Annotated in this window: 27 protein-coding genes and 1 riboswitch; of the genes, 3 read left to right on the forward strand and 24 right to left on the reverse strand. The window is 36.3% G+C overall.

Annotated elements, in window-relative coordinates:
• Nucleotides 1–65: 65 nt before the first annotated feature.
• From NX902_RS24090 to yeiL, 7 genes are all read right to left on the reverse strand, one after another.
• Nucleotides 66–407, reverse strand: a complete 342-nt coding sequence (locus NX902_RS24090; RefSeq protein ID WP_163187315.1) for a zinc ribbon domain-containing protein YjdM — start codon at nucleotides 405–407, stop codon at nucleotides 66–68.
• Nucleotides 408–490: 83 nt separating this feature from the next.
• Nucleotides 491–961 carry an LURP-one-related/scramblase family protein gene (locus tag NX902_RS24095; RefSeq protein WP_286167765.1) on the reverse strand — a complete coding sequence of 157 codons (471 nt, stop codon included), beginning with the start codon at nucleotides 959–961 and terminating at the stop codon, nucleotides 491–493.
• A gap of 271 nt (nucleotides 962–1232) precedes the next feature.
• Nucleotides 1233–2504, reverse strand: a complete 1272-nt coding sequence (locus tag NX902_RS24100) for a protoglobin domain-containing protein (protein ID WP_163187313.1) — start codon at nucleotides 2502–2504, stop codon at nucleotides 1233–1235.
• A gap of 459 nt (nucleotides 2505–2963) precedes the next feature.
• Nucleotides 2964–3719 carry an amino acid ABC transporter ATP-binding protein gene (locus tag NX902_RS24105; RefSeq protein ID WP_095329345.1) on the reverse strand — a complete coding sequence of 252 codons (756 nt, stop codon included), beginning with the start codon at nucleotides 3717–3719 and terminating at the stop codon, nucleotides 2964–2966.
• Nucleotides 3720–3737: 18 nt separating this feature from the next.
• The gene (locus NX902_RS24110) at nucleotides 3738–4484 is read right to left on the reverse strand and encodes an amino acid ABC transporter permease (protein ID WP_163187311.1); all 747 of its coding nucleotides are present in this window, start codon (nucleotides 4482–4484) and stop codon (nucleotides 3738–3740) included.
• 64 nt (nucleotides 4485–4548) lie between these two features.
• Nucleotides 4549–5385 carry a transporter substrate-binding domain-containing protein gene (locus NX902_RS24115; protein WP_163187309.1) on the reverse strand — a complete coding sequence of 279 codons (837 nt, stop codon included), beginning with the start codon at nucleotides 5383–5385 and terminating at the stop codon, nucleotides 4549–4551.
• 107 nt (nucleotides 5386–5492) lie between these two features.
• A riboswitch (Lysine riboswitch) is annotated at nucleotides 5493–5674 on the reverse strand.
• A gap of 133 nt (nucleotides 5675–5807) precedes the next feature.
• On the reverse strand, nucleotides 5808–6479 hold the full coding sequence (gene yeiL, locus NX902_RS24120) for a transcriptional regulator YeiL (RefSeq protein WP_123258585.1): 672 nt from the start codon (nucleotides 6477–6479) through the stop codon (nucleotides 5808–5810).
• Between the two features lie 83 nt (nucleotides 6480–6562).
• Between yeiL and NX902_RS24125 the strand changes: the two genes are divergently transcribed.
• Nucleotides 6563–7735 (forward strand): MFS transporter, encoded by a 1173-nt coding sequence (locus NX902_RS24125; protein WP_163187305.1) that lies wholly within the window; start codon nucleotides 6563–6565, stop codon nucleotides 7733–7735.
• A gap of 76 nt (nucleotides 7736–7811) precedes the next feature.
• Here NX902_RS24125 and NX902_RS24130 read toward each other — a convergent pair whose 3' ends face one another.
• From NX902_RS24130 to NX902_RS24175, 10 genes are all read right to left on the reverse strand, one after another.
• Nucleotides 7812–7919, reverse strand: a complete 108-nt coding sequence (locus tag NX902_RS24130) for a methionine/alanine import family NSS transporter small subunit (protein ID WP_123258587.1) — start codon at nucleotides 7917–7919, stop codon at nucleotides 7812–7814.
• Between the two features lies 1 nt (nucleotide 7920).
• On the reverse strand, nucleotides 7921–9426 hold the full coding sequence (locus NX902_RS24135) for a sodium-dependent transporter (RefSeq protein WP_163187303.1): 1506 nt from the start codon (nucleotides 9424–9426) through the stop codon (nucleotides 7921–7923).
• A 312-nt stretch (nucleotides 9427–9738) separates the two neighbouring features.
• Complete coding sequence (locus tag NX902_RS24140) at nucleotides 9739–11187, reverse strand: DEAD/DEAH box helicase (protein ID WP_095329339.1); 1449 nt, start codon at nucleotides 11185–11187, stop codon at nucleotides 9739–9741.
• Nucleotides 11188–11391: 204 nt separating this feature from the next.
• Nucleotides 11392–12552, reverse strand: coding sequence for a D-alanyl-lipoteichoic acid biosynthesis protein DltD (dltD, locus tag NX902_RS24145; RefSeq protein WP_095329338.1), 1161 nt, complete (start codon nucleotides 12550–12552; stop codon nucleotides 11392–11394).
• Nucleotides 12552–12788 (reverse strand): D-alanine--poly(phosphoribitol) ligase subunit DltC, encoded by a 237-nt coding sequence (dltC, locus tag NX902_RS24150; RefSeq protein ID WP_095329337.1) that lies wholly within the window; start codon nucleotides 12786–12788, stop codon nucleotides 12552–12554. The genes dltD and dltC overlap by 1 nt, the downstream gene beginning before the upstream one ends.
• 15 nt (nucleotides 12789–12803) lie before the next feature.
• Nucleotides 12804–13961 (reverse strand): D-alanyl-lipoteichoic acid biosynthesis protein DltB, encoded by a 1158-nt coding sequence (gene dltB, locus NX902_RS24155; protein ID WP_171510224.1) that lies wholly within the window; start codon nucleotides 13959–13961, stop codon nucleotides 12804–12806.
• Nucleotides 13958–15460, reverse strand: a complete 1503-nt coding sequence (dltA, locus tag NX902_RS24160; protein ID WP_123260222.1) for a D-alanine--poly(phosphoribitol) ligase subunit DltA — start codon at nucleotides 15458–15460, stop codon at nucleotides 13958–13960. Before dltA ends, dltB begins: the two co-directional genes overlap by 4 nt.
• 17 nt (nucleotides 15461–15477) lie before the next feature.
• Nucleotides 15478–15624 (reverse strand): teichoic acid D-Ala incorporation-associated protein DltX, encoded by a 147-nt coding sequence (locus tag NX902_RS24165; RefSeq protein ID WP_095329334.1) that lies wholly within the window; start codon nucleotides 15622–15624, stop codon nucleotides 15478–15480.
• Between the two features lie 17 nt (nucleotides 15625–15641).
• A complete protein-coding gene (locus NX902_RS24170; RefSeq protein ID WP_095329333.1) occupies nucleotides 15642–16313 on the reverse strand; it encodes a response regulator transcription factor in 672 nt (223 codons plus the stop codon).
• Nucleotides 16314–16389: 76 nt separating this feature from the next.
• The gene (locus NX902_RS24175; protein WP_341123456.1) at nucleotides 16390–18132 is read right to left on the reverse strand and encodes a sensor histidine kinase; all 1743 of its coding nucleotides are present in this window, start codon (nucleotides 18130–18132) and stop codon (nucleotides 16390–16392) included.
• Between the two features lie 524 nt (nucleotides 18133–18656).
• Here NX902_RS24175 and NX902_RS24180 point away from each other — a divergent pair.
• Nucleotides 18657–19055, forward strand: coding sequence for a VOC family protein (locus NX902_RS24180; RefSeq protein WP_123258591.1), 399 nt, complete (start codon nucleotides 18657–18659; stop codon nucleotides 19053–19055).
• 206 nt (nucleotides 19056–19261) lie between these two features.
• On the opposite strand, the gene NX902_RS24185 is transcribed toward NX902_RS24180, so the two are convergent.
• Nucleotides 19262–20173 (reverse strand): DMT family transporter, encoded by a 912-nt coding sequence (locus NX902_RS24185; protein WP_171510226.1) that lies wholly within the window; start codon nucleotides 20171–20173, stop codon nucleotides 19262–19264.
• Between the two features lie 154 nt (nucleotides 20174–20327).
• Between NX902_RS24185 and NX902_RS24190 the strand changes: the two genes are divergently transcribed.
• A complete protein-coding gene (locus NX902_RS24190) occupies nucleotides 20328–21692 on the forward strand; it encodes an aminotransferase-like domain-containing protein (protein WP_123258593.1) in 1365 nt (454 codons plus the stop codon).
• A gap of 61 nt (nucleotides 21693–21753) precedes the next feature.
• Here the strand turns inward: NX902_RS24190 and NX902_RS24195 are convergent, their stop codons facing one another.
• The 6 genes from NX902_RS24195 to NX902_RS24220 form a co-directional block, all read right to left on the reverse strand.
• Nucleotides 21754–22236 carry a methylated-DNA--[protein]-cysteine S-methyltransferase gene (locus NX902_RS24195; RefSeq protein WP_171510228.1) on the reverse strand — a complete coding sequence of 161 codons (483 nt, stop codon included), beginning with the start codon at nucleotides 22234–22236 and terminating at the stop codon, nucleotides 21754–21756.
• Nucleotides 22220–23137: a DNA-3-methyladenine glycosylase family protein gene (locus NX902_RS24200; protein WP_123258595.1), complete on the reverse strand. Its 918-nt coding sequence runs from the start codon at nucleotides 23135–23137 to the stop codon at nucleotides 22220–22222. Before NX902_RS24200 ends, NX902_RS24195 begins: the two co-directional genes overlap by 17 nt.
• On the reverse strand, nucleotides 23124–23696 hold the full coding sequence (locus NX902_RS24205) for a bifunctional transcriptional activator/DNA repair enzyme AdaA (protein ID WP_171510377.1): 573 nt from the start codon (nucleotides 23694–23696) through the stop codon (nucleotides 23124–23126). The genes NX902_RS24200 and NX902_RS24205 overlap by 14 nt, the downstream gene beginning before the upstream one ends.
• A 16-nt stretch (nucleotides 23697–23712) precedes the next feature.
• On the reverse strand, nucleotides 23713–24495 hold the full coding sequence (locus tag NX902_RS24210; RefSeq protein ID WP_341161052.1) for an isocitrate lyase/PEP mutase family protein: 783 nt from the start codon (nucleotides 24493–24495) through the stop codon (nucleotides 23713–23715).
• Nucleotides 24496–24745: 250 nt separating this feature from the next.
• Entirely contained in the window at nucleotides 24746–25474 is a 729-nt protein-coding gene (locus NX902_RS24215; RefSeq protein ID WP_061797312.1) for an amino acid ABC transporter ATP-binding protein, read from the reverse strand.
• A gap of 26 nt (nucleotides 25475–25500) precedes the next feature.
• Nucleotides 25501–26166 (reverse strand): amino acid ABC transporter permease, encoded by a 666-nt coding sequence (locus tag NX902_RS24220; RefSeq protein ID WP_095329327.1) that lies wholly within the window; start codon nucleotides 26164–26166, stop codon nucleotides 25501–25503.
• Nucleotides 26167–26168: the final 2 nt, after the last annotated feature.

Consider the following 26168-nt stretch of genomic DNA (forward strand, 5'->3'; position numbering starts at 1 on the left):
ACCGATGACAATTATATTAATTGCTCTCAGTAGAACCGTCTTTTGACTGCCTTGGCCTTAAAAGTCTATATTTTCTTCACAAATTCCGATTTTAATTTCATTGCTCCAAACCCTGCAATTTTACAATCAATATCATGATCGCCGTCTACTAAGCGAATACTTTTTACCTTTGTTCCTTGTTTTAAAACTGATGAACTCCCTTTTACTTTAAGATCCTTGATAACCGTAACGGTATCTCCATCATTCAAAACATTTCCATTTGCATCTTTGATAACTTTGCTATCATCATTTTCCTCTATATTGCTATTGAATATCCACTCATGTGCACATTCCGGACAAACTAAAAAAGTTCCATCTTCATATGTATATTCAGATTTGCATTTTGGGCAATTAGGCAAGGTGCTCATTATTTTATTCCTCCACTGGTTAATTTGTCTTTAAAAATATTATTATAACAAAAAGAAGGGAGCACCCTATGCTTCCCTTTTCATTAATCTACAGAGGCAGAAGATGCAGCTGCTTGGTCCGCCTTTACACAATTAATTGCAACAACCAAAGCAATGAGTATTGCTTCTGTTTCTTCCTTCAGTATCTGCACTTTATAGCTATCTCCCCAGGTAAACCACTCTTTGCTCACCCTGCCTACTTCTTCCTCATTCTGAAAAACACGGAAATCCATATCCCACCAATTCCCACTTACTTCAATGCCAGCAGCATCAATGGTGTAACGTGCTTTAAAGAAAGAAAGCTCTTTGTTAATCGTTAAAACATTTTCCCCATTGATTTCGATATAAAATTTCGGTAAAAGGCTAAAGACCTTTTTGGTAATTAGGGCAATTTGATTATTACTTGTATCCTTTATGGAGAAGGTTTTAGGGATTTTAAAAAAACTTCCTTCCACATAATAAACATCTTTTTCCTGTTGATCCTTGACTGTAAATTTTTCATTAAGGCTAAAAATCTTTTACTTCATATAGAGTTGTTTCATTCAGTGCCTCCATAATTAAAATAGTATCCTTTTCTCTACGAATAGCTGCCATCTGCTAAAGCTACTTTCGTATAAAAGAGATGTTATCCTTATATTCAACACTTTATGACATAATACCTTTCTCATTCACTCATTAAAGCAGTGACATACAACCAGTTATCTTCTAGTTAAATTATTGTTTACCTTTTCCTATAATTTATTTTGATTTCTTGCTAAAATTTCCTATTCCAATTCATTTATTTATTTAGTTAGCTAACATTTCAGCTGAATGAGTTATTTCATTTGTTGCTTGATAAAGTTGATTGACAATTAAATCACTGTTTTTTATCTCGGTAAATATTATTTCTGTTTTTTCTTTTGATTGTTGAACTGCCTGGACAATTTGATTAAAAAATTCGATTGTTTCTTCCGTGATTTTTTGGTTTTCTACGATACCCTGATTAAAATCGGTAACCGAAGCATGTACTTGTTTAACTTGTTGAGAAATATCCTTCACTAAGGAACCAATTTCTTCCGTAGATTGTTTAGTCAAACTCGATAATTTTCTAATTTCTCCTGCTACAACAGCAAATCCTTTGCCGTGTTCTCCTGCACGAGCTGATTCAATCGATGCGTTTAAAGCCAGAAGATTGATCTGATTGGCAATAGAAGTTACTACATCTACTACACTATCAATCCTTTGACTAACCATACTCATTTTGCTGATTTCGTCTTGCAGAACAAAAATCTGATTTTTTATCGAGCTCGCAGACTCTTTTTCTTGACCCATTCTGATTTTCCCGTCTTCGGACAATTTTTCTACTATTTGAATGGCTTGTCCGCCATCTTTAGTGAGTATTTGGATTTTTTCAAATTGGCTGATGAGCTCTTTTAATGAGGCACTTGTTTCTTCCGAAATTGCTGATAACTCATGAGCTGTTTCTCTCATCGTTCCCTGTATTTTTTCTTTTTCTGATTCCTTTACTTTACGAAGAGATTCTTCCCTTAATTCATAGGATTCTAATACCAGTTGTTGTTCTAGACTAAAGATTTTTTGGAGAGAACGAACAGCTTCAAATAATTCCGCTTTATTTTGAATTTCTTTGTAGAAAACTTCTATAATTGTATTCAGCAGCTGTTGAAAGGCATTAACATACCACTTCGTTCCTAATCCGATTTTGACATGGACATGGGCAATTCTTTTTCTCTGCATGACGTAAGATTCATTTACCTTCCCAGAAAATATTTCTTTAATATGGTGGTATAATGTTTTTCCAAGTTTTTCAACATTGCTATAGGTATTAATAATTGTAATTAAGGAAGGTTCCTTCCCAATAGTTTCATAAAATGAATCTACTAGTTGCTGTGCTTCTCTTTCTATAATTGGCTGCAAAACAAATAATCGCTTCACATCTAGCTCTGTTAATCCAATCATTTCAATTTGGGTTTGTAATTCTTTGGGCAAATTAAAATCAACTTGTATGGTTCCTAAAGAGGAAAAATATAATTCTTCCTTTTTCTTTCCTAATAAGAGCATAATGAGTCTCTCCTTGTTTGTTAGAAAATGTATATTTATAACTATTATACCATTATATATATAGGTAAATGGACTTATTGATGTATATTGATATAATTAAAGATTCCATTTTTTTATAAACCTTATTTATAATTAACTATTTATTTAAAAATAAAATTGACTCATCCAATATGAAAAACATCATTAAATTATTATACAAAAATAACATCGAAACTATAATTCCATATATAAATGGCCATAAAAAAAGAGAAGCCCATTGACTTCTCTTTATCTAGTTATGCTATCTACTCCACCTTGTCACTGCTGCTGTCATGCTAGAAATCACCATTTTTCTCTTTAAATCATCGGAACCTATTTCTCATCATAGAAGACATTAGAAAATTATACTGATTGCATCCGATTCTTTTACAGATGACTTACAAAAGAGACCCCACTTTAACAAGTCTTTCCATGCAAGTATTATAAGCTAACTTGTGGTTGTACAATGGTGCGCTTTAGGAATTCCTTCGTACGTTCTTGTGAAGGATGGTGGAAGATTTGTTCCGGACTTCCTTCTTCCGCAATAACGCCCTTGTCCATAAAGATAACCCTGTCTGACACTTCCTTTGCAAACTCCATTTCATGTGTTACCACTATCATCGTTAGGCCAGAATGTGCGAGCTCTTTCATAACCTTTAATACTTCTCCTACCATTTCTGGATCAAGAGCTGATGTAGGTTCATCAAATAGCATCACATCAGGATTCATGGATAAGGCTCTTGCGATTGCCACACGCTGCTTTTGACCGCCTGATAATTGTTTTGGCTTTGCATTAATATACTTGTCCATTCCCACAACATTTAAGTAATGCATTGCTACCTTTTCGGCCTCTTCCTTGGAGCGTTTTAAAACTTTTATTTGTCCTACTACACAATTGTTCAGTACGTTATGATTGTTAAATAAGTTAAATTGCTGAAATACCATTCCTAAATTTTTTCGGTAGACCGCAACATCATGTTTCTCATCCAGTATATTTTCGCCATGGTAGAGTATCTCCCCGCCACTTGGCTTTTCTAATAGATTTATACACCGAAGAAGCGTTGATTTACCAGAACCAGAGGAACCGATGATCGAAACTACTTCTCCTTTATTAACAGAAAAATCAATATCTCTTAATACTTCATGTTTCCCATAGGATTTATTCAAATGCTTGATATCAATAATTTTGTTGTCCAACCTTATTCACCTTCTTCCTTATTTTAGTTTACCCCTTAATGGTTGTGCATCTGTTCCGATAACAGTGTAGCTATCGGACCCTTCTAACTTTCTCTCCATATATAACAATATTCTCGTAACAATAAAGGTCATTACAAAGTAAATTAGACAAGCTACAAAGAATGATTCAAAATACTTAAAGTTATTTCCAGAAATTGATTTTGTTACAAAATATAATTCGGTAACAGAGATAACATTTAATACAGATGTATCCTTAATATTAATAACAAATTGGTTACCAGTTGCAGGTAAAATATTACGGATGACCTGTGGCAATACAACGTTCCACATTGTCTGCACATGATTCATTCCAATCGCATGTGCTGCTTCAAACTGCCCTTTATCAACAGAAATAATTCCCCCTCGAACGATTTCTGCCATATAGGCACCTGTATTAATGGAGACTACAATGATTGCTGCAGCAAAAACATTCATGTCTATACCAAATGCTAGCGCAGAACCATAATAAATCACCATTGCTTGAACAATCATTGGTGTTCCACGGAAGAATTCAATATAGATAGACAGGATGATATTAATTACTTTTAAAATAAACTTTTTTATGCCGCGTTCCGGTGTTGGAATAGTGCGGATAACTCCCGCAATCAATCCTATAGCAGCTCCAATAATGGTCCCTATCAAGGCAATGATAAGCGTTAACCCAGCACCACGAAGAAACATCGGCCAGTTTTCTGATATTATTTTAACGATCCACTCAAGACTCATTTTTTCTCCTCACTTACTATATAAAACCGCCTGTATAAAGATATACAGCCGGTTTTTTTCTTTTTTATTCTGCTGCTGGTTGATTTTTGATTGCATTATCCATCAAGCTTGTACGTTCTACCTCTGGGATATCTGCTAAGATTTTATTAATCTTCTCTGTTAAATCACTATCCTTTTGCAGCCCTACAGCAATGGATGTGTCTTCTTCTGATGTTTTAAATCCTTCCTTAAATTCAACCATTGCAAATTTATCATTTGCAGTTGATGCACTAACTGCTTCAGGACGTTCTGATACGTAGCCATCTATAACACCAGATTCTAAAGCAACCCTCATAGCTGGGAAGTTATCCATTGCTGTCTTTTTTTCTACCCCTTCAATTTGGTCAATGACAGAATAGTGAAAGGTATTTAGCTGTGCCGTAACTTTAGCTCCTTTAAAATCCTGGATAGAAGTAGCCTTTTCATACTTGCTGCCTTTTTTCACTACCATTACTAAATTTGATTTATAATAGCTATCTGAAAAGTCAACTGTTTCTTTACGTTCTGCAGTTGGTGACATCCCTGCTATAATAGCATCTATTTTCCCTGAAACTAACGCTGGTACTAGCCCGTCCCATTCTGTTTTCACAATGACTAATTCTTTTCCAAGACCTTCAGCCACTTTTTTAGCAATTTCCACATCATATCCACTAGCATATTCTGAAGACCCTTTGATTTTAACAGCTCCATTAGAATCAGTGTTTTGTGTCCAGTTAAAAGGAGCATATCCCGCTTCCAGTCCTACTCTAAATGTATTGTCATCTGATGATCCAGAAGCTGACTTATCGCTTGTTCCACAGCCTGCCAATAAAAGAATGGCTGAGACCATTAAAACCATCATCATTAATAATTTGTTTCTCATGTTGTCTCTCCTCCTATTTTTCTTTCAATCTACTAAAACAAAAAAACGACCTGAGATCAACTCAGGTCGTAGTATATGCAATAGCCCTAAAGTCCTCTCTTTATCCCAAATGAGATAGCACAACTCAATAAACTAGGCGTTTATTGAGACAGTCCTGCAGCTCTTAACTACAGACCCAGCATGTAATACGGAGAAATATTACAAACTTCGGCGACATTTCCTTCTCCTTAGCATCATAGCTTCTCAAACTCCACTAAAGACTGTTAAATATCGCGCCTCTACCTCACTGTAAAAAAGTGAGGTCTTATTCAATTAATTTTAATAGTACCGTATTTTGGCAAGATTCGTCAACACGTTTTTCCTTTCTAGTTTTTTCCTTATTTAATTTCACCCTGTCTTGTTAAAAAAATTTTTCCTGTGAATTATTTATTCTTTAACGCCTCTGCAAGTTTCCTTAAAGACTGATATTCCTTTATTTGATAATTCCTTCCGTCCTTTTGTAAATATTGTTTTTCACAAAATTTTGTAAGCATGTATAACAAATGGCGATAGGATACCCCTAAATAATCACAAACAATTACATGTTTCTCCTTATAAATTCCATTGTCTGCCGTTTGCAAGATAAAATCTGCAAGTCTATTTTCAAGGGGAAAAGCGAGAGTTTGCGAATACTTAGCTGCCATTACTGTTGCCTTTTCACTTAAAAACCTTGTAAGCTCACGCAAAAACTTAGCATCCTCCAATAATTTTGTTCGGTAATAATAAAATGGAAGAGCAAAACAAATAACTTTAGTTGATGCTTGTATGCCCTTTGTATAATACACATCATGCAGTAATTCCATTTCGCCAATATAATCATTTGCATTAATGAAATTTATTAAAGATACCTTTCCATTTTGATGTGTTACATATATTTTCGCTTTTCCTTCCATTACAAAAAATAAATAATCCGGTCTCATTCCTTCTTTTATAATCCATTCATCCCGCTGATATTCATGAATTTCTATATATTCTTCTACTTGGAAAGAAAATAGATCAGCAATTGAAGTCCTTGTTAAAAATTGCTGCTTTTTATCTTCTTTGTAAATTTGCATCTTCTGCCTCCATAAATAAGAGATATCTCCTATTATTTATCTTTACTTCTATGATACCATGCTAATGAATGAGGAGGATAAGAATGAATACACAACGATGGATGAGTACACGTTTTTTTAGTTTTTTTATGACTTGGGGAATATTCCTGCCTTATTGGTCTGGCTGGTTAATTTATACAAAAGGAATCTCCGTCTCACAAGCCAGCTTCATTATGAGTCTTGGCTTAATCGCTAGAGGGCTGTCAACATTATTTGCCTTTCCTTATTTGTCGGAGAAATTTAGTAGTAAATCGTTATTAAATATCATGGGAGTCGGCACATTTGTCTCTATTTGTGGTTATATGCTAACAGACTCTTTTTCCGGTCTATTACTCGTAACGGTTATTTTACATCTGTTTTATCCAACTTTAATGCCAGCTTTAGATAGCGCAGCAAGTGTCCTTGTGCAGAATAAACAATTAAAACACTATGGGAGAAGCCGCCAATGGGGATCTATTGGGTTTGTTTCAGTAGGAGTCATATTAACTATTTTCACCGGAAAGTTTGGGGATGAGATCATTTTTTGGGCGCTCTTACTAGGGATTATTGGGTTCGTAGGTCTTAGTTTTATGAATGCACCTGCTATTTTAGCGAAAAAGCCACAAATTAAGCCAACAGAAAAAATAGGTTTGTCTCAACTATTTCGCATCAAGCATTTCATTTTAGTACTTGTTATTGTCATTTTGCTTCAAGCAGCTCATGCTACATATTACAATTATGGCTATATTTTTCTTCAGGATATACACGCACCTATTTATCTCATTGGAGTAATCATTAACATAGCCGTCATTGCCGAAATCGTCTTTTTTTCCATAGCAGATAAACACTTTAGTAAGTTCTCTGTCGGTACGTTATTGGCGGTAGCAGCAGCGGGTTCTTCTCTGCGATGGATATTCATTTTTGCGTTTCCTAATGTCATTGTTTTCTGCCTGGCGCAAACTTTACATGCCTTTTCGTTTGCAATGGGACATTATGCCTTTATGAAATACTTAATTAGCAACATTTCACAGGCACAAATTCCCAAAGCACAAGGGATATATTCAGCTCTGGCTCTAAGCTGGAGCACTGCCGTATTCACCATACTTGGAGGCTTTTTATACGAAATAGAACCAAGGTATGCCTTTCTTGGTATGCTCGCTTGCAGTCTGCCCGCAATGATCGTTGCACTGATCTATCAAAGGCTAGAGCAGCGAAAACAAGTTCGGATTTCTAATTGATATACCCTTCAAAACAGCTTCACTGTTCCTTCACTTAAAAAGGATTGGCCGCTATGATGGACCAATCCTTTAGTCATTATTTTGCCTTTTTAGATACTCTTACAACGTTAAAGATGCTGGCTGCTAAACCACCCCAGAGGATGATCATTCCCACTATCATCATAGTGATTGCACTAGCTGACATATTAAGCAACCTCCTTATTTTTGTCTAGAGCTATTTTCGCATTCCATTTTTTCCTGGATAGAAGAACTCCAATAATGATGCTTAGCGCAACCACAAGCACACCGGCAGACAGAATCAATTCTGTTGGATATCCTCCATAATTTTCTCTTAAGTTTTGGCGAATATTATCAAACATCATATAGCCTAGAACAATAGGTGTTATAACACTTAAACAAAATTTCCACCATGCACCAATACGCAAGTCAGAAATAGCATTCGTATGTGACTGTAATCCGTTTAATCCTCTAAAGAACCATGCAATTAAGATTACTTCTACAAATCCTGCCGTAACAATTCCAAAGTTATTAATAAAGTAGTCCACTACATCCAGTAAATATAAACCGCCATTTGTTGCGAAAAGCAGGGAGATAACTGTTGCAGCAATTCCGCTTGTTAATACTGCTTTTGTTCTTGATACATTAAATTTCTCTTGCACACCTGCTATAAAGGTTTCGACGATTGAAATCATGGATGTCAAACCGGCAAAAACAAGAGAAAGGAAAAATAATACCCCAAATAATCCGTTCATACTAGGAAATTCATTGATGATGCTTGGGAAAACCACAAATGCTAGTCCAATTCCACTGCTGACTACATCTTGGACCTCCACACCTTGTTGGTTAGCCATAAATCCAAGAGCAGCAAAAACACCGATCCCCGCTAATAATTCGAATCCAGAATTTGCAAATGCTGTAATAAACGCATTATTATTGATATCTGATTTTTTTGGTAGATAGCTAGAATAAGTAATCATGATGGCAAAACCAATCGATAAAGAAAAGAAAATTTGCCCATATGCGGCAATCCAAACTTTTCCGTCCAAAATCATATCCCAGTTTGGCTTAAAGAAAGCATTCAAGCCTTGGGCAGCTCCATCTAATGTTAAGGCACGAATAACGATTACCAAAAACATCACAATAAGAACAGGAAGGAATATCCTATTTAATTTTTCAATGCCTTTAGAAACTCCACGATACAATACAAATAACGCTACAACCCATACAAAAAGTACTGGAATGACAATACCAGGAACTAACCCGCCAATCGTTCCAGCTGTATCTGCTCTCTTTAAAACATCATTGAAAAAGAAACTTTCCGGATTTGAACCCCATTGGGTCCCAAATGAATAAATAGTGAACTTAATAGCCCATGCGACAATGACAGAATAATAAGTACAGATGACAAAGGCAATTAACAACTGCCACCAGCCAAGCCACTCTGCTTTTTTATTTAAACGGAATAGAGAAAGTGGTGCGGAACCACGAAATTTTTGTCCGATAGTGAATTCTAATATTAATATTGGGATACCTGCTGTTAAGATCGCAAATAAATAAGGTAAGAAAAATGCTCCTCCCCCATTCTCATAAGCAACTGCTGGAAACCTCCAAATATTTCCTAAACCAACTGCTGAGCCTACAGCCGCCATGATAAAGCCATAGCGTGACCCCCATTGCTGACGTTGTTCCATAAGATGACCTCCAATTAAACTATTTTTTGAAAAGATTCAGATAGTTTAGTTTTTTGCATTCTATTAATATAGGTGTTATTTGCATGAATGTCAAACTACTTTTTAAAGTTTTTGTCGAAATTTAGGTGGTTATTTTTCCCACCCTTTTATATAGTAATCATCCGCAGACTGAATAAACTTTGCCTTCCATGGGGCGAGCCCTCGTTTGAAGGGAATCTCGAACTATCTCGCAGCTCCCATAAGAATCTATGTGTATTCAATCTGCTCCGTTTTTTTTAACAATCTTGACTGCGAACTGTTCTAAAGTCTTTGTCAGTCCTTCTTTGCTTCATATACCTTCAAGGATTTCCCTTTTATCGGCGTATTCTTCATCTTTTCGAGCACGATTCGTCCTTTATCATTCAAAATCTCTACATAAGAAAAAGTATCCATGATCGTAATAATCCCAATATCCTCTGCTGATACCCCATCTATTTTTGCAATTGTTCCAACAAAGTCGACTGCTCGAAGCTTCTTTTTTTTGCCGCCATTAAAGTATAATTTCATAATATGCTTATTTAATTTTTCATTTTTTGCCTTTTTAATCGCCGGCTCGATATTCTTTTTTACCTCAAAGTCAGACCGCTTATCGGCAATTTCCTCCTCTGTAGGAACAGCCATTATAGGAATTTTAAAGCCAATATATTCTTCTATCTCCTGTAAAAACTTCTCTTCAAACGGAGTCATGAAGGTAATGGCTCTGCCTTTTTTACCTGCCCGTCCAGTCCTTCCAGTACGATGAACATAGCTTTCCTTTTCTAAAGGAATATCATAGTTGATCACATGGGTGATATTATCAATGTCAATGCCCCTTGCTGCTACGTCTGTCGCAATTAGATAGCGGAATTCTCCTCTTTTAAAATCATTCATAACATCTAGCCTATCTTCCTGTACCATCCCGCCATGAATTTGATCACAGTTATATCCTAAGTCCGTTAATTGGTCACTCAGCATGTCCACCCTATCTTTTGTCCGACAAAAGATAATACAACTATCAGGATTTTGTACAATCGTTACGGCTTGAAGAAGAGAGAATTTTTCTTTTTCGTCTACTTTTATAAGCGTATGGTCAATTTTATCGGTAGTCAGTCCATTTGCCTTGATTTCAATGTCAATAGGTGTTTTCATATACCGTTGCGATAGCTCTTTAACTGCCTCCGGCAACGTTGCTGAAAACAACATAGTTACTCGTTTTTTTGGTAAAGCCTTGATTATTGCCTCTACCTGTTCAATAAATCCCATGTTTAGCATCTCGTCCGCTTCATCGATCACAAGATAGTTCACTTTTTCTAAGGTCAATGTTCCTCTCTCGATATGATCTAATACGCGACCTGGTGTACCAACTACTACATGTGTTTTTTGTTTTAATTCTGTTTTTTGGATGGCAAACGGCTGCTTTCCATATACAGCTGTTGCTTTAATCCTCTTCAGTCTTCCTATATCAATAAAGTCATCTTTGACTTGAACAGCAAGTTCCCTTGTTGGCGTTAATATTAACGCTTGTGGTTTATTCTCTTCCCATTCCACTAATTCACAAATAGGAATTCCATAGGAAGCTGTCTTACCACTTCCTGTTTGAGATTTTACGACGAGATCAATCTTCTCTAACACAAGGGGGATAACTTTATTTTGAACCTCTGTTGGATTTTTATATTCTAAACTATCTAGAGCTTTTACTATTTGATTACTTAAATTAAATGCATGAAAACCTTTTTCACTCATAACAAAGCCTCTTTTATTTTGGATTATTCTTTTATTATTTCCGTAAGCTCCTATTATACGCTATTTTTAACTTGATTCTCCTTGAATATTTAGAATGACAATTTTAAATGAATATTTTTCTCATTCACTCATCTAAATTTGCTAAATACGCTTGCCGAAATAATAGAAGAAGACGATCCACTTCATACGTGAATCGTCCTAATACTATTCAAGAAATTTTTGCATATCCTCATTTAAATAAACCCAGCCCTTCCAGCCAATATGAATCGTATCCCTCATAAAATAGGGATCGTGCTCATGGCCGGAGTAATCAGCATAGTTAAAGCCATTATCGCTTATCTGTTTCTTTATACGATTGTAATAATCTTGCCGCCCTTTTTTAGGAAAGCCTGTGTAATCATAATAAGCACCATTAACTGGGATAATAACAAAAAGCGGTTCAGCTTCTGCCTTTTTTAGAATATCAAGCATCAGCTGAAAATCATCGTACTCCAGCGATTCAGCATAGGAATGACCTTTGTTCTTTCCTTTCATACTCTTCATATAATCATTCTTATGCTTATATACTTTATCATCAATGTAAAATTGAGAATGCTGTGTCCGTTTTTTGCCATAGGCATCAGCTTGTGCACGTAATTCTTCCCACGTCTTATCCTTCACTTTAGCTGACTGATGTCGATTGGTTGGTTTATCTTTCAAAAGCGTAAAATATAAATCCTTTTTCTTAAGGATGGATATATACCCCTTTGCAGGAACGGATAACATATTAAACAATGTCTTTTTGTCTTTTAGATAAGCATCATAAAGTTGATAGAGTATCGTATCGTTCTTGACCGCACTATATGTCATCAGACGCTCCATCAATTTTCGTTTCACCTGCTCATCCACATCCTTATTAAATGGAAGCTGGTACGCTTGCAGGGCAGAATAATTTGGTGCAAAATGCTGTTCATCTGTACCATGCTTTACAAACCATTGCGGCGATACAATAATGACCATTTGCTTGTTCTTCAATTGAGCAGCATGTGTTGCAAAGTTTAAATCATGAATAATTGACGTCATTCCGCCTTTTCCTATTAAATAAGGTGTGAATGGGGCGGAATTCACTTCGAAATAATTGGATGGATGAAATGGATCCCAGCGTGACAACTCCGAAGAGCCATAGATCGGAACATAGGTCGAACGCTTGAGCATCTCATTTTGCAAATATGTTCCTTGGAACATATTTGGCTCTAAACTGATTGCAGATTCCTCTAACCGATCAGCAGGAACTAGCTTAGCCAGCCATGATGTGGGTATAAATACAACCCCGGCAAACAGGACCAATGCAAGAATGATTGGTCCAAATAAATATTTCTTCTTCATTATTTCAGCTCATTCAGACGTTCAACGATAGCATTTGGTGTATTCCATGTATCTCGGTCGAACTCTGTAATTGGTACATTGATTTCAAGTTGTTCCTCAAATTTAACAAGTAATTCTACAGTCCCAAACGAATCGATCAATCCTGAATCGAATAAATCCAAATCAAGCTCTTCTTTCACCACATCATCTTGACAAACTTCTGCAATAACTTGTAGTACTTTTTCTTTAAAATTCATATATAGATCCCCTTTTTATTGAAATGGTTTGCCGGAAAACAGATAAAAACCGAAACAAACAACATGGAAAGTAATAATGATAGAAACCACTGTCATCGCTTTTCCTGTTGGCCAGCGTTTATGTTTTTTATTCCAAGTCTCGAAGAAATTAAAACCGCTCATCATCAGGGCATGATATGCTCCATAAATGATGTATTGAATCTCTAATCCATGCCATACGCCCATCAAAAGGAACAGGAGAATATACCCTAAATTTGAAACGAGCATATTGTTCTTTATCCATTTTTTCTTCTTTATTAAAAAAACAAAGCGCATAAACACATAATCACGGAACCAAAATGACAAAGACATATGCCATCGATTCCAGAAATCCTTTATATTACGGCTCATAAATGGCTTATTAAAGTTCTCCGGTGACCGGATACCCATTATATAACTGACTCCGACTGCAAATGCCGTATAGCCGGCAAAGTCGAAAAATAGGTATAGGCTATAGCTGTACATGTATAGCAGGTGATAAGAAAGCTTACCATCTGAAATATAAGTTAAATTCATGATGAAATATGCATTAATGCAATAGCCGATTATAAATTTATACAAAAATCCAAGGAAGATTTTGTTAATCCCTTTATAAAGCAGCTCTCTATATTCCTCTGGTGTCCAACGCTTATTCTCATCCTTCTCAAATCGACGGAAACGGTCAATCGGCCCAGATGAAATGGTCGGGTAAAATAACATAAAATTAACAAGCTGAAAAATCGAAAGCTGATTTTTAATCAATCCATCTCTTGTTTCAATAATAATTTGGACAGCTCGGAATGTCAGATAAGAGATACCTAGAAAACTCGCCCAATTATCCACTGCCAAAATAGGCAAGACTTTAGATAAAATTAAAGGCAGAATGGATAGAAAGCTTATTACATAAAATATGAGACTACTATTCTTTTTCTGGCGATAATGAATATAGCCTTTTACCAATATTACTTGAAGGATAGTGAAAACTACTAATGAGAAAAAGCCTGCATTCCCACTAGAAAAGATAATGGCCAGTACAACAATAGAAACAAATACATTGTAAAAACGCAGGTTCTTGCCCTTTATACCGAGGATTATCGTCGGCAGTAGCAAGATACCTAAAATAATAAAGAAAAGGAAAGAACTATACGGGGTCATGCTAGTACCTCTTCCTTCATCTTCTTACGGTCTACTTTTCCATTTATCGTCATTGGAATAGAAGAATGATACGTAAATTTACGAGGAATCATATATGCTGGTAAGCGCAAGGCAAGATCCTTACGAATAGCAGCAGTCAGTTTGAATTCCTTATCAAAGTCATGATTCTCTGGAACAACTGCCGCAATCAAGTATTCAATTTCTTCATTTGGTGCATAAGGAATAATAATGGCAGTCTTAATATATTCAGACTGATTCAGGTGGAATTCAATTTCTTCCAGTTCCATCCGATAGCCATGCAGCTTAATCTGATAATCCATTCTTCCTTGGCAGTACACCACTCCGTCTTGAATGAACCCTGCGTCTCCGGTACGATATGCATTCATTCCGTTTATCATGCCAAATGCCTTTTCTGTCAGTTGCGGCTCACCGAGATATCCTTTTGATACACTTGGCCCTGCAAGAATAAGTTCACCTTTTTCTCCTTCTGGGAGCGGATTATCTAATTCATCCAAAACGAAAACACGCATATCCGATTTTGGATAGCCTACTGGCAGAGCCTTCTCTTCTGCAAGCAATTCTTCCGTAATTTCAATAGATGTCACCGCTACTGTTGCCTCTGTAGGTCCATAGGTATTAAAAATTCTCGCTTTCGGGAAGCGCTCCTTCAGCTCCGTGGCTACAGCAAGTGGCAGTACTTCCCCACAGAAAAGGAATAGTTCAAGCTCTGGAAGCATCTTTTGATTAAAATCTGGGTTAGGAAAACACATTTGCACAAAAGATGGTGTCGATGTCCATATTTGTATAGACGAATGACTTAAGTTCTCAAACAAAAGCTTCGGTTTATTGCTTACTTCTTTCTCCAGCGTATGAATGGTACCCCCACTCTGTAAGGCTGGATAAAAGTCCATTACAGACAAATCGAATGAAAAGGGAGCCTGGTTCAAGAATACCTTTCCTTCCCCTAGCGGAAAGTCCCCTGTCATCCAATCGGTAAAGGATTGTAGATTCGCTGCAGTTATTTGAACTCCTTTGGGATTTCCAGTACTGCCAGACGTATAAATGATATAAAAAACCTCATCACTTTGGACCCAGTACTCTTCTCCAATATGCTCTACTTGTTCCAAATTCATTTCTAGCATCTGTAAAACTATAACACCTTCAAAATCCAGCTTGCTAGTTGTCGTATTAATTACCACCCCAGCGCCAGATTTTTCGACAATAAGACGCACCCGTTCGATTGGAATCGATGTATCTACCGGTATATAAGGATGGCCGGCTTGAACACAAGCGAGAAACGATACCGGCATATCTATTCCCATATGTCCATACACTACAATTGGCGTCTGCCGCTTAAGCTTAATGGCGTGTAATAAGCTTGCCAGCCTTCTTGATTTATCCCAGAGCAATCCATAAGTCAGCATCTGGTCTTCTGTACGATATGCTATCTGTTCTGATTTTTTTACCGCATGCTGCGCAATACGAGTTAAAAGTTTCATTTTATTATCTTCTCCATTTAGAAATCATTATAAATATAGTTGCCTGTATTGGCCGTATGGAAGCCATACAGCAAGAATAAGGTAATGAGGATAGCCAAATAAAAACAAGTCTGTAAAGCAAACCGGACGCCAGTATGCCTATACAACTGTTTAAGCTTATTCATCTTCTCTCTCCTTTCTTTTATTCAAACTTATAGCCTGTTCCAATAACAGTCCGGATATGATGGGATTCAAAGCTTAATTTAGCCCTAAGCTTTTTAATATGTGTATCCACAACTCGACTATCACCATCGAAGTCGAATCCCCATACATGATTCAAAATTGTTTCACGTGAAAGGACATTATTTTTATGCTGAAGTAAGAAAACTAATAATTCATATTCTTTTGGCGTTAATTCGACTTGTTGACCTGCAAGCTGAAGTTGATGAGACTTAGTATTAACAATTGCCTCACCGAAGCTTATCATATGACCAGTCGGCAGATAATGCTCTTTTGCCCGTTTCATTAAGGAATTAGCACGTGCTACTAACACTTTTGGACTGAACGGCTTGGTAACATAATCATCAGCTCCAAGTTCAAAGCCATGGATTTTATCATCATCACTGGATTTCGCTGTCAGCAAAATAATGGGTACGCCAGAGCTCATGCGAACCTGCTTGGTAACAGCAAATCCATCCATTTGTGGCATCATAATATCAAGAATAACTAAATCAGGATATATGGCATCAAACCAATCTATTGCACTGCTGCCATTATCCGTTTCATACACTTCCCAGCCGTCCTTTTTAAAATAATCAGCTACGACTTCTCGAATTCTCACTTCATCCTCGACAAGCAATACTTTCTTCCCCATCGTGAATCTTCCTTCCAATTTAAAGATATTAACAAGGTTATATGTCTTTCATGTGTCCTATAAGAAATTATTACCATTAACGAAAGTGAATATAGAAACGTACACCGCCTGGTATGTTTTCTGCTCCATAATGAAAGCCATGCAGGCTGAGTATTTGCTGAACAATGGCCAATCCTAATCCTGTACCACCAGTCATTCGGCTGCGAGAAGATTCAGCTCGATAGAAACGTTTCCAGATTTTATCCAGCTGCTCTTCTGGTATCTGTGGACCTGTATTCTCGATTTGAAACACACTGTTGCCATTATCTTGATCCAATTCGATACAAATTCTAATGACAGAGTCAGGTTCGCTGTGGCGGATCGCATTAATAAGAAGATTCTTCATTACTCGTTCCATCCACTCATAATCTGCCAAAATATGCTGTTCATTCTTCGGCATGATTTCAATTACCACATTTTTCTCTCTAGCTATACAAAATAGTTTATTTGCCAAATCCTCAATCATTTCACTAAGCAAGAAAGATGTTTTTCGTAGTTTGATTACACCGTTCTCCAACTTAGCCAAATCCAGCATATTTTTAATCAGCACTTCCATCTTTTCTGATTCCTCAATAATTACTTCTATATAGTGATCCTGTTTATCTGGACTGACTCCATCTTGCAGCCCTTCTGCAAAGCTTTTGACAATACTCAGAGGGGTCTTCAGCTCATGGGAAGCATGTTCGAAAAATTCACGCTGCTCCTTCTCCATTTGCAGACGCTTTTCCATATCCTCTTTCAGCTTTCCATTGGCTTCTTTCAAACCATTTAATGCAACATCCAAGTTCTGCGCCATAACAAGCATATTGTTCGCCAGACTCCCCAGCTCATCCTTCTGCTTAATCGGTTTCAGCGATGAGAAGTCTAGATGCACCATTTTTTTTGCCATTTCATTCAGCTTAATCAGTGGTCTACTAACAAGACGGGAGAAGAATAACGACAATAAAAGGATGAGAATAAAGCCAGCAATTCCGATATATACATAAAATATTCGGAGCGATTCATTGGTATCTCTGATTTCTTGAAGAGATGTGACAGAGAACATAATTTGCATTTCTCCGTCTTTCTTGATTGGCTCCATTAATACTAAATAATGTTTTCCACTCCATGACTCTACCCAGTCTAACTTTAGGCTTTCTCCTCTGGAAAGCTGCTTTATCTGCTTCTCTTGAAGAGGGAACCATTCCAATAGTGCATCATAGAGAATTCCTAGCCCTCTACTTGCCACTTTCCCTTTAGGCAGCGAAATACTTTTTACCTTCCCTTTAATGGTCACTTCATTCTCGGCCTGACTTTCCCCAACACTAGAGCTATTCTTCGTAATAATAGATGGATAAATGACTGAAGAAACTAGAGCATCTGTTTCCCCTTGTACAATCACTGTATCCCCCTTTGCAATATTCAATGCTTGTACTTGTTTTCCATAATCTGTGATGAGTAATGAAAGTGATACTTCCACAATTTTGCCATCCTCTGTATCCAACATGATATTAAAAGGATCTTGTACCAACTGATAACCTTCTGTGTCCACAATCGTCAACGGGCTTTTTGTCTTCTTTATGTAGGACAATGTCTGTTTTGTCAGTTCTGCTTCGCTCCAAGAATTTTGCTCATATCCTTCTGCTAACTGATGGATATGCTTTGCTGCTTCTTTCGTTTTATGATGTTGATAAAAACGGTCAAAGAATACTAGCTGAAATATCATAATCATGGCGTAAAACACCAAAAAGAATATAGACGTTACAGCGAATAACTTGACAGTAATACTGCGTTTTCTCATGTTATACTCCTTTGTTTCATGCGGCAGTTTATTCCTAACTTAAACTTAAGCTATGGATATGTTTTTTGTGTGTCCACATGTAATCATCCATATATTAACCATTTTTTTCAAGTTAGGGAAGCCATTTTTTATCTAGATTTTAATATTAGAATAAAAGAGATTCTCGCCTAAACTAATATGGATTATAGCAAATAACGATATGCAATATTTTAGTGACGTGGATTATTTATCCAGCGGAGAACACCTATTTTTTGTACGTAATTATTCGAAAGAGACAAGTGAGGAAAATTAAAAGATGATCTTAAAGTCCTATAGAACCTTAAGAAAGAGATAACCTAATTGAAAACATGCGCAAAGACTATTTCTGCTTTATCTAAAAGTGGAGAGGTATCCTATTATGTGTTAAATCGAAGATGAAGAGATTTTATATTATGTATATAATCTAAATTGGCTATTACCTAAAGAAAATTAATCTCTAAATATGTATTATTATATTTGATAATACATATTTAGGAGGGATATAGATGATTTTTGAAATGACTACTCAGGTTAGAGTTGCCAATATTGAAGAAGGGCAAAAGTGGTATGAAACACTGCTTAATAAGAAGCCTGATTTCACTCCACACGAGGGATTTGCTGAGTGGGAACTCATTCCTGGTTGTTGGTTGCAGGTCGCAGAAGGAACTCTTACCGAGGGTAACGGACCTTTACGTTTAGGAGTTACTAACATTGAAGCTGAAAGAGACAGACTGATAGATGAATTAAAGATTGATAGTTTTGAAATACATTCAAGACCTGAAGTACCAGTGAAATGGGGAACTTTCACAGACCCTTGGGGTAATCGACTGGGATTTTTCGAATACTTAGATAAGGGCGAAGAGCAAGAACGTATTAAAACTATCATTGGAACAATAGAAATTTAAAAAAGTCTAGTTAGAAAGGGAACTTCCCTCGGAGTTCTCTTTCATCTATGAGAAAAACAACAAAGTTTACGAAAACAGCGTTTCTTTTTAAAAAGGAGGTTGTGAGTATCATCCACCTCCCGGGCATCAAATTATCAGATTAACTACTTCGTCGTAAAATAGAAAAAACGCACATTTTTCTTTTTACTGATTCTTTATATTTTCATTTATCTTAAATCAATATTTTTTATTCTATCTGAGGGTGATGTCTTTTTTGATATCGGAGTATTTTTCCCAACGATTACCGAAACGACTACAATTATTGCTGTTACGATCGTTACAAGCGTTATCGACTCATCTAAAAAGATTGTTGCAAAGATAATCATAATAAAAGGTTGTATATATTGAAGCTGGCTAACCCTTGCAACACCTCCTAATGCCATGCCGCCATACCAAACAATGTATGCTAAAAACTGGCTTACAATAGCTAAATAGATTAAGCTAACCCAAGCTTGAAATGGGGCAGTTAACATTTCAACAGAAAAATCCATTACAACTGGAATGACGAAAAATGGCGCTCCAATAACGATGGCCCATGCTATTACTTGCCAACTTCCTATTTCTTTGGAAAGCTTGCCCCCTTCGGCATAACTAAAACCTAAAATAATGACTGCTGTCAAAAGTGCCAAATCTGCAAACTGAAGTTTGCCAAAACCTAAATTAACTGCATAAAAAATTACGGCACCGGCACCGATTAGACTGGCAATCCAAAATCTCACTGAAGGTTTTTCTCCAGCTCTTAACATCGCAATCCCTGCTGTAGCTAATGGCAATAAAGCCACTTCAACCGCTCCATGCGAAACTGGTAGTGCTTGCATTGCCCATGAAGTTAGTAATGGAAATCCTAAGACAGCGCCCATGGCGACAATTAGGATACTTTTAAATTGCTGCCGATTAGGAACTCTCTCCTTTCCAACAACAAGCACGATACCAGCTATAATTGCTGCAAGAACCGTTCTTCCTAATCCAACCACGGTAGTACCAAAATATTCAACAGAAATACTGGTAGCTGGCAAGGTTAAACTAAAACAAATTACTCCCACCAAGCCTAATAATAACCCCAATTTTTCCTTTTCCATTCGTTTTCCTCCTACTATTTTTTTCTGTCTTAAGAAACCTAAATATACAGTGACAGTTTTGCTATAATTTAGATAATACCTGATACAGAAACCAAATATACATATCTATTTTCTAAATCTGTCATGGTACAGTTTGAGGAGGTTGGCCATTATTTTGAGCACAAAATACAAAAAAATTGTAGAGGAAATTAAGAATCAACTTACAAATGGGACACTTGTCGCTGGTAGTAAATTACCTTCTGTTCGCCAGTTGTCTGAAACGTTTTCCTGTAGTAAAAATACTGTGATTAAAGCTTACAGTGAGCTAGAAAAAGAACACTTAGTTTATGCAATACCTCAAAGCGGCTATTATATCGTAAATGAATTTGCCCTCTCTGCCGAGGATTCTACCATTGTTGATTTTTTATCAGCTGGACCAGACAACCATTTAATTCCTTATCTAGAATTTCAGCATTGCTTAAATCAAGCTATCGAAATATACAAAAAGGATATATTCACCTATTCAGATCATCAAGGCTTTTACTCCTTACGTACAGAAATAGTTAAAAATCTTCAAGATTCACAAGTATTCACCGATCCTGATCGTGTTGTAATTGTTTCAGGCTCGCAACAAGCTATCCATCTGCTTACAGCACTCCCTTTTCCAAACGGCAAAAAAAATATTCTTATTGAGCAGCCAACCTATTTTGGCATGATTGAATCACTGCAAATACATCAAGTTTCCACCTTTGGGATAGAACTCTCCATGAACGGTATCGATTTAGACCGCCTTGAATATATTTTTAAAAATAATAACATTAAGTTTTTCTATATCATTCCAAGATTTCATAACCCCCTTGGACATTCTTATACGAATAATGAGAAGAAAAAAATAGTGGAGCTGGCAAATAAGTATGACGTTTATATTGTGGAAGACGACTTTTTGGGTGAATTAGACCGCAACAAAAAATCTGATCCATTATTCTCTTATGACACTTCTGGAAGAGTCATTTATATTAAAAGTTTCTCAAAGGTATTTCTTCCAGGGCTGCGTATTGCTGGAGTGGTATTGCCAAAAATAATGATAAATAACTTCTTACGCTATAAATTTAGTTCGGACTTTAATAGTTCCGTCCTTTCACAAGGTGCGTTAGAAATCTATTTAAAAAGCGGGATGTATAAAAGTCATATTAAAAAAATAAAAGAAGTTTATTTTCATAGAATGCAATTACTAAAAAGTGCTTGTGAAGAATTACTTCCTGAGGGGACACATTACACGCAACCGGACAGCGGTTTTTATCTCTCTATTTATTTACCTGAAAATGTATCAGCCAAAAGACTAGCTTTTTTATTATCTGAAAAACTGATATTAATTGATGATGCGGATAGAATGTTCTTGACCAACTACAAGAAGGATAATCTCATCCGTTTATGTATATCACAAGTACAAGATCATCAAATAAAATGGGGAGTAAAAATGATAGCTGAAACCATCACCCTATTGAGTAATAAAAGGAACTATTATTACTCTCTTCTATAATAAAAATAAAAAATCCACACCAATCTTTAATGATTGGTGTGGATTATCATTAACATTTCAATTACCTGTGATACGTTTTCTCATGTTGAAGCAGCCATTCTTTCCTCCATAAACCTCCTGCATAGCCAGTTAATGTCCCATTTGATCCGATTACTCTGTGACAAGGAATGACAATGCTTAACTTGTTTTTTCCATTTGCGCTTCCTATAGCTCTAATCGCTCTTGCATTCCCAATGGACATGGCTATATCCTTATAGGACCCCGTTTCAGCATACGGTATTTTTATTAAAGCGTTCCATACCGCGCTTTGAAAATCTGTTCCTTCCAATTGGTATGGGATGGAAAATTCATGGCGCTTGCCTTTAAAATATTCGTCGAGCTGGTTATAGCATTCTATTAAAACGAGAGGAGTTTCTGGTTGTAATAAATTCACACTCTTATCATTCTCTTCAGAAAATAAAATAGAAATAATTGCTTCATGGGTACCAATTATTTCTATCATTCCAATCGGCGATTCATAATCTAATTTATATATTTTTGTCATATAATGACCTCCAAAGATAAAAAGTTGCATATGCCTGCCAGCCTTTCCAACCTTCTGCTAATTCTTTCGTTTTTTCTATAGTCGGTTTACTCTTAAGCTCTAATACATTCTTTAAGGCATTATGAAGGCCGACATCTGAAACTGGGAAGGAGGAGGTGTAGTGGAGGCATTTCATCATGACATACTCTGCCGTCCATGCTCCTATCCCTCTTATCAACAGAAGAGATTTTTTTACTTGATAATTATCTTGCTTCATAAGTAATAATTCTTTTGTTAATTTGCCGCTTTGCATATCTTTAGCAATGCCAATGATGTATTCAGCCTTCCTTGTAGTAAATTGAAGTTCCCTTAAATCATCGACATGGATAGACGCAATTTTTTCAAATGAGGGGAATAACCACAATGTTTCCTCTTGGAATGTTAGGCTTTCGCCATACTTTTCAACGAAGCGTTTCTTTAAGGTATAGGCAAATGTTAAATTAATTTGCTGACCCATAATTGCCCACACGGCCGCCTCAAATAAGTCAGGAATGCACATAATCCTTAAACCATGGTATTTATGGGTAAGCTGCCTTAACACTTTATCTTTATCTGCAACTTGGTAAAAGCTCTCCAAATCCTGATCCAAATCAAACCATTCCCAAATATACTCCGCCACTTTTTTGTGTATGTCATTGGATGCTGGATTCAATGGAAATTCGACCTTTATGGCATGATCGATTGATCCAACTTTACATAAAATCAACGATTCATTCACTTTTATCAATTTGTATAAAAATCCCTCTTCAATCCGATGAAGCACTTCCTGATTGGATCTGCCTAAAAAAACTAAACACTCTTCAAAATTAAATTCCTTTGGAGGATAAATCTCGATATAAGATTCATAATCAATCCAATTCATGTTGGTATCCCTTGCGATATTCACTAGGAGAACAGTTTTTTATGCTTCTAAATACTTTGTAAAAATTAGAGGAACTCTGGAAACCCACCTCATAACAAATTTCTAGGTTTGTCATAGCAGTGCTTTTGAGAAGGTAGGCCGCTTTATCAATGCGTATTTTTTCTAAATAAGCACGTGGGGTTTCAGCAGTTTCCTTTTTAAACAATCGCTCCAAATAAAAGGGACTCAAACCGACATGGGCTGCTATATCCTTTAATATCAAATTTTGTTTATAATGATTGACTAGGAAGGTAATGATATTTCTGACAAGTTCAATATGAGGAGAATGCTCAACTTCTGGCTGGCACCTTTTGCAAGGACGATACCCAGCTTTTTCAGCTTCATTCCTATCATAGTAAAATTCAACATTTTTCTTTTTAGGCTTCCGTGATTTGCAGGAAGGACGGCAATATATTTTTGTTGTTTTTACTGCGGTAAAAAAAATCCCATCATATTTACGATCACAATTGATGATTTTCTCCCACATCTCTTCAAATGAAAGATTGAGATTAGTCGACATATAAACCACTATCCTTTCACCCTAGTGCTTCTTTTTCATACAAAGAGGACGTATCCTTGAACTCTAATAATTCGCCAACCTTTTTTTCTAAATGAACAATTACACTATCAGATAGAGCGTTTCCAAAACTAAATCGTCTTACTCCTAATTCTTTAAGCATATTACAATTCGTCAGCCCAGGTAAAGATAATAGATTTAGTGGAGCGCTAACATTCTTTGTAATTTCTTTAATCTCTTTATCCTCTCTTAACCCAGGAACAAAAATTCCACTGGCACCACTTTCCACATATGCACGAGCTCGTTCCATTGTTTCCAGCAAGGGATTTTTCCTTTTTAGGTAAGTATCCGTTCTGGCGTTGATATAAAAGTCTTTATAACCATTTCTATCTAAGGCTGCCCTCATTTTTTCCATTAGTTTACAATGCTGCGTTATTTCTCTCAATTCATTTGATTTTTTCAGTGAATCCTCTATATTGATACCAGCAACTCCAATCTCAGCTGTCCTTAATACATTATTAATAATTTTATCTATATCCTCACTGTATCCAGCTTCAATATCAGCGGAAACAGGGATTCTTACATTCTCTGTAATCGTTTTGATTATAGCTAAGTGTCGATCAAAATCAATTAATTCTCCATCTGAATATCCTAATGAGTTAGCAATTCCCCAACTAGTTGTACCAATTGCTTTAAATCCAGCCTTTTCTAGCGTTAAAGCTGAAAGAAGATCCCAGGCGTTTCCAAGAAATAATAAATCCTCTGAAAAATGTAGTTCCTTGAATTCCTTCATCTTATTCATTTTAATTTTCCTCCAAATCTTTTATTGGACCTATTTTAACAAGTAATCTGCCACCATTTCGTCCTCATTCTTGCTTTTATGGTCTGTCTTTAGAAAAAGAATATTATGCTCTTCTTAGCTCTATTAAAATGAAAGAAGATAACCATAAACGGCTATCTTCTTTAGATTCACAAGCGTATTTTATGAAATATATCCACCCAAATACAATAACAAAGAAGTCCTGTCTATACTTTTAGACAGGACTTCTTTGTTATTTAAGCATCGTAGCTTTTAAAAATTCTTGTGTTCTTTCTTCTTTTGGATTGTTAAAAAATTGCTCAGCTGTACCGTGTTCAATAATCTTTCCATCATGCATATACACAATACTATCTGCTACTTCTTTAGCAAATCCCATTTCGTGGGTTACAACCACCATGGTCATTCCTTCTTCTGCTAAGTCTTTCATCGTTGTTAATACCTCTCCCACTAGCTCGGGATCCAGTGCTGATGTCGGCTCATCAAAGAGCATAATATCTGGTTCCATTGCAAGTGCTCTGGCAATGGCTACCCGCTGCTTTTGCCCACCTGATAGTTTACTAGGATAAACATCTGCCTTATCCTCTAAATCTACTTTTTGCAGTAACTGTTTTGCTTTGGAGATAGCTTTATCTTTGTCTACACCCTTTACCATGATAGGTGCTTCAATAATATTTTCCAGTACGGTTTTATGTGGAAATAAGTTGAAATTTTGAAATACCATTCCTACCTTTTCCCTAATTTTGTTCAAGTTATCGGTGCTTGGATTGACCTCATTCCCCTCAATGATAATGCTGCCGTTATCCTTTTTTTCTAAAAAATTCAAACAGCGAAGGAGGGTACTTTTTCCTGAACCACTTGATCCTATTAAACAAACGACATCACTTTCATAAACAGTCAAATCGATATTTTTCAATACATGTAAGTCTCCAAATGATTTATTCAATTGGTTTATTCTGATCATTTCTTTCTTGTCCAATTTCTTCGCCCCTATCTGTCGCTTACTGCTAATTTTAATTCAATTCGGTTTACTACAAATGTCAACAGTGCTACTAGTACTAAATAGTAGACAGCTACAATGAGTAAATAGGTCATTTCGTCAAAATTATTGGATCCTAGTGTTGTTGCTACATTGAACAGCTCATTCATGGAGATAAATGCAGCTAGCGAAGAATCTTTTAAACTAATGATAAATTGATTACCTAAAGGTGGCAGCGCGCGTCTAAATGCCTGTGGAAGAATAATTCTCCTTAATGTCAGTGCCTTTGTCATTCCCAAAGAACGTCCTGCTTCTAACTGACCTTTGTCAACTGCCTGAATTGCTCCACGAAGAATCTCAGAAATATAAGCTCCATTATGGAATGCTAACGCCAGGGAAGCAGCCCAAAAATCAGGAAGAAGGAAAATTCCACTTATTCCGAAATAGAGAATAAATATTTGAACAATCAGCGGTGTCCCGCGAACCAAATAGACATATGCATCGGAAATAAACTCCAGCACTTTGATTTTAGAAATTTTTAATAAGGCAAAGATCAGCCCAATGACGATTCCGAGTACGATCGAAACAGCTGTCAGCTCTAATGTCAAAAGCATAGCTTTTAGGAATACACCTTTTGTTTCCGCTAGTATGTTAAAAAAATGTGAAAAACTTGGCAAAG

The sequence above is a fragment of the Niallia sp. FSL W8-0954 genome (assembly GCF_038005605.1).
In the GTDB taxonomy this organism is placed as follows: Bacteria; Bacillota; Bacilli; order Bacillales; family Cytobacillaceae; genus Niallia; species Niallia circulans_A.